Source organism: Streptomyces calidiresistens, from assembly GCF_014141525.1.
Taxonomy (GTDB): Bacteria; Actinomycetota; Actinomycetes; order Streptomycetales; family Streptomycetaceae; genus Streptomyces; species Streptomyces calidiresistens.
Window position 1 is genome coordinate 1 of the sequence record NZ_VKHS01000443.1, and the last position, 4640, is coordinate 4640.

Annotated in this window: 5 protein-coding genes; 1 reads left to right on the forward strand and 4 read right to left on the reverse strand. The window is 74.9% G+C overall.

Annotated elements, in window-relative coordinates:
* Positions 1 to 30: 30 nt before the first annotated feature.
* Genes FOE67_RS17210 through FOE67_RS17225 form a run of 4 tightly spaced genes read right to left on the reverse strand, consistent with a single transcriptional unit; the run spans position 31 to position 3138 of the window.
* The gene (locus FOE67_RS17210) at positions 31 to 750 is read right to left on the reverse strand and encodes an urease accessory protein UreF (RefSeq protein WP_182665263.1); all 720 of its coding nucleotides are present in this window, start codon (positions 748 to 750) and stop codon (positions 31 to 33) included.
* Positions 751 to 759: 9 nt separating this feature from the next.
* The gene (locus FOE67_RS17215) at positions 760 to 2517 is read right to left on the reverse strand and encodes an urease subunit alpha (RefSeq protein ID WP_438874243.1); all 1758 of its coding nucleotides are present in this window, start codon (positions 2515 to 2517) and stop codon (positions 760 to 762) included.
* Positions 2507 to 2821, reverse strand: coding sequence for an urease subunit beta (locus FOE67_RS17220; RefSeq protein WP_182665265.1), 315 nt, complete (start codon positions 2819 to 2821; stop codon positions 2507 to 2509). Before FOE67_RS17220 ends, FOE67_RS17215 begins: the two co-directional genes overlap by 11 nt.
* The gene (locus FOE67_RS17225) at positions 2818 to 3138 is read right to left on the reverse strand and encodes an urease subunit gamma (protein WP_182665270.1); all 321 of its coding nucleotides are present in this window, start codon (positions 3136 to 3138) and stop codon (positions 2818 to 2820) included. Before FOE67_RS17225 ends, FOE67_RS17220 begins: the two co-directional genes overlap by 4 nt.
* A 464-nt stretch (positions 3139 to 3602) precedes the next feature.
* Between FOE67_RS17225 and FOE67_RS17230 the strand changes: the two genes are divergently transcribed.
* Positions 3603 to 4631 (forward strand): aspartate-semialdehyde dehydrogenase, encoded by a 1029-nt coding sequence (locus FOE67_RS17230; protein ID WP_182665267.1) that lies wholly within the window; start codon positions 3603 to 3605, stop codon positions 4629 to 4631.
* Positions 4632 to 4640: the final 9 nt, after the last annotated feature.

Here is a 4640-nt window from a genome sequence, read left to right on the forward strand (position 1 = left end):
GTGCACGGGAGGGCTCCGGGGGCTCGGGGGTCAGGAGGCGAACAGTCGGGCCGGTTGGAGGGCGTGGAACTCGGCCCCGATCTCCGACAGCGGTCCGCAGGCGGCCGGCAGGTCCCCGGGGTCACCGGAGGCGAGGGCGACCCGCGCCGCCTCGGTGGCCCGCTCGGCGACGGCGTCCGTCTCCGGGGCGAGGCGGGCGAGGACGGCGGTGGCGACCAGCGGGTCCGAGCCCATCAGCCGCACGACGGCCCCGGCCGGGGCGGAGACCGCCTCGTGGGCGGCGGCCCGGGCCGCGTCGAGGGGGGTGAGGCCCGCCGCCCGGGCGACCAGGCCGAGCACCACCGGCTGGTGGAGCCCTCCGGGATGATCCGCGGCGACGGCCTCCAGGATCGGATCGGGCCAGGCGGCCCGCCCGGCCCGCAGCAGTTGGCGACCCAGCCGGCGGGCGACCGCGCGGAGGGCGGACGAGGGGGTGCGCGCGTCGGCCGCGGCGTCCAGCCCGGCGGGGTCGGCGCCCATGGCGGCCGACGCCGCCAGTGCCGCGGCGACGAGCCCGGAGGTGTGCAGGCGTCCCCGGCAGAACCCGGCCGGACCGTCGGGGCCCGGACCGTCGGTCAGTCGGCCGTCCCGCACGGCGGCCTCGGCACCGCCGGAGTGGGCGTGGCCCCCGGCGGGGAAACGGCCGTCGGCGAGGACGAGCAGCGCCGCGGCGCCCCCGGCGGGCGGGGGGTGGGTCGGTGGACGGGTCATCGGGCCCCCTCAGAACAGGAAGTAGCGCTGGGCCATCGGGAGGACCGCCGCGGGGGCGGGAACCACCGGCTCGCCGTCGATGGTGACGGAGAAGCTGTCGGGCTCCACCCGGACCTCCGGTCGGGCGTCGTTCTCCCGCATGTCGGCCTTGCCGACCCGACGGGTGTCCCCGGCCGGTACCCACCGCTTGGACAACTCCAGGCGGTCGGGCAACCCGGCCTCCAACGCCAACGGGGAGACGAAGTTGACCGAGTCGGCGCCCGGCGCCCGGCCCAGCGCGCCGAACATCGGACGCGGCAGGACCGGCTGGGGGGTGGGGACGGAGGCGTTGGCGTCCCCCATCTGTGCCAGGGCGATCTGCCCTCCCTTGAGGACCAGCAGCGGTTTGACCCCGAAGAACGCCGGCTCCCACAGCACGAGGTCGGCGAGCTTGCCCGGCTCCACCGAGCCCACCTCGTGTCCCACGCCCTGCGCGACAGCGGGGTTGATCGTGTACTTGGCGACGTAGCGGCGCACCCGGTGGTTGTCGGCCGGGCCGTCGCCCGGCAGCGGGCCCCGGCGTGCCTTCATGACGTGCGCGGTCTGCCAGGTGCGCAGGACGACCTCCCCGACGCGGCCCATCGCCTGGGAGTCGGAGGAGATGATCGAGATGGCGCCGAGGTCGTGCAGGATGTCCTCGGCCGCGATGGTGGTGGGGCGGATGCGGGATTCCGCGAAGGCCAGGTCCTCGGGGACGGCCGGGTTGAGGTGGTGGCAGACCATCAGCATGTCGAGGTGCTCCTCGACGGTGTTGACGGTGTGCGGGCGGGTGGGATTGGTCGAACTCGGGAGCACGTGCGGCTCGGAGACCACGGTGATGATGTCCGGGGCGTGCCCGCCACCCGCGCCCTCGGTGTGGAAGGTGTGCACGGAACGGCCGGCGACGGCGGCCAGGGTGTCGGCCACGAAACCGGCCTCGTTGAGGGTGTCGGTGTGGATCGCCAGTTGGGCGCCGGTGTCCTCGCACACGCCCAGGCAGGCGTCGATGACGGCGGGGGTCGCCCCCCAGTCCTCGTGGATCTTGAAGCCGACGGCGCCGCCGCGCAGTTGGTTCAGCATCGCCTCGCGGGAGACGGTGCTGCCCTTGGCGAGCAGGCCGATGTTGACGGGGAGGCCGTCCATCGCCTCCAGCATCCGGGCGATGTGCCAGGAGCCGGGGGTGACGGTGGTGGCCCTGCTGCCCTCGGCGGGCCCGGTTCCGCCGCCCAGCAGGGTGGTGACGCCGGAGGCGAGGGCCTCGTCCACCAGTTGCGGGCAGATGAAGTGGACGTGGGCGTCCACCGCCCCGGCGGTGAGGATCCGGCCGTTGCCCGCGATCACCTCGGTCTCCGGGCCGATCACCAGATCGGGGTGGACGCCGTCCGTCGTGTCGGGGTTGCCGGCCCGGCCCAGGGCGACGATCCGTCCGTCGCGGATGCCGAGGTCGGCCTTGACGATCCCGGTGTGGTCGATGACGACGGCTCCGGTGATCACGGTGTCCGGGGTGCCCTCCGCCCGGGTCGCCCGGGACTGCCCCATGGACTCGCGGATGACCTTGCCGCCCCCGAAGACGGCCTCGTCCCCGGCCCGGCCCGGCCCGCCCGCCAGGTCCTCCTCGATCTCCACGAACAGGTCGGTGTCGGCCAGACGGATCCGGTCCCCGGTGGTGGGCCCGTAGAGATCGGCGTAGGCGGCGCGGTCCATCACGGGGCGGTCGCCGCCCGCGGCCCCTCCCGGTTCACGCGTCATCGAGCGGCCCCCCGGTCTCCCCGCGCAGGCCGGCCACGATCCGCTTCCCCGCCAGCGGGAGCAGGCCCACCTCGACCGGCAGGCCGGGTTCGAAGCGCACCGCGGTGCCGGCGGCGATGGCCAGGCGCCGGCCGCGGGCCGCCGCCCGGTCGAACTCCAGGGCGGGGTTGGCCTCGGCGAAGTGGTAGTGGGAGCCGACCTGCACCGGCCGATCGGCGGTGTTGCGGACGGTCAGGCGGATGATGTCGGCCCCGGTGTGGAGCTCCACCGGGGTCCCGGCGTACCGGATCTCGCCGGGGATCACGGGGCGCCTCCGGACCGGACGATGGGCTCGTGGACGGTGACGAGCTTGGTGCCGTCCGGGAAGGTGGCCTCCACCTGGACGTCGTGGATCATCTCGGGCACGCCCTCCATGACCTCCTCGCGGCTGAGGACGGTGCGGCCGGAGGCCATCAGTTCCGCCACGGTGCGACCGTCCCGCGCCCCCTCCAGCACGTGGGCGGTGATCAGCGCCACCGCCTCGGGGTGGTTCAGGCGCACCCCCCGGGCGCGACGCCGCTCGGCGACGTCGGCGGCGACGTGGACGAGCAGCCGCTCCTGTTCGTGCGGGGTCAGGCGCACCGGAGCCGCCCCCCGTCGGGGCGCGCGGGAACGCCGGAGGGCGCGGGGGGTGTCGGGGTCACGGGGGTCATCGGCTGGTCCCACCTCACCGTTGTCGGCCGTTGTCGCGGATCGGGCCGGCGCGGGCGCGGGGCCCGGACGCGGGGAACCGGAGGTCGGCGGTCACGGCGGCCCTCCGACCCTGCCCGGAGGGTAGTTCGACTTCGTTACAACAGCGTTACCTGCCCTCGGGTGGGTTCTCCCGCTCCTCCGTTCGGCGGTCACGGGGTGTGACGGAGGTCAAAGGATTGGCCGCGATCGGGGTGGACAGGGCAGGGTAGGTGCCACGGTCGGGAGCGCGCCGCGGCGACACGCGGGCCGACGCGCACGAATGAACGCCGGCGGCCGGTGGCGGACAGCGCCGTCCGGCCGGAGCCGCCGGGAGGGTCGCGACAATCGTGACAGCGAGCACACGGAGGAGCCCCATGAGGATCGGGATCGTCGGAGCCACCGGGCAGGTCGGAACGGTGATGCGGGAGGTCCTCGCCGAACGGAAGTTCCCGGTCGACGAGCTGCGCCTGTTCGCCTCCGCCCGTTCGGCGGGCCGGACCGTCCCCTGGCAGGACACGGAGGTCACCGTCGAGGACGCGGCGGAGGCCGACTACAGCGGCCTGGACATCGTGCTCTTCTCCGCCGGCGGCGCCACCTCCCGGGCCCTGGCCGAGCGGGTCGCCGCCGCGGGCGCCGTGGTCATCGACAACTCCTCCGCCTGGCGCCTGGACCCCGACGTTCCGCTGGTGGTCTCCGAGGTCAACCCGGAAGCGGCGACCGACCGCCCCAGGGGCATCATCGCGAACCCCAACTGCACCACCATGGCCGCCATGCCCGTGCTGCGCCCCCTGCACGCCGAGGCGGGGCTGCGCGCGCTGGTGGTCGCCACCTACCAGGCCGTCTCCGGCAGCGGGGTGGCCGGGGTGGCGGAGCTGGACGGCCAGGTGCGGGCCGCCGTGGAGCAGGGCGCCGACCGGCTGGCCCGGGACGGTTCCGCCCTGGACCTCCCGGCCCCCGCCACCTACGCGCGCCCCATCGCCTTCAACGTGCTGCCGATGGCCGGCTCGATCGTCGACGACGGGCTCGGGGAGACCGACGAGGAGCAGAAGCTCCGCAACGAGAGCCGCAAGATCCTGGGCATCCCCGACCTGCTGGTCTCCGGCACCTGCGTGCGGGTACCGGTCTTCTCCGGCCACTCCCTCCAGGTCAACGCCCGTTTCGAGCGGCCGATCACCCCCGAACGCGCCCTGGAGCTGCTGGGGGACGCGCCGGGGGTCGAGGTGTCCGACATCCCCACCCCCCTGCAGGCCGCCGGCCGGGACGCCTCCTACGTGGGCCGGGTCCGGCGCGACGAGACCGTGGAGCACGGCCTGTCGCTGTTCCTGTCCAACGACAACCTCCGCAAGGGCGCGGCGCTCAACGCCGTGCAGATCGCGGAACTGGTCGCCGCCGAGCGGGGGTGAGGGCGGGCG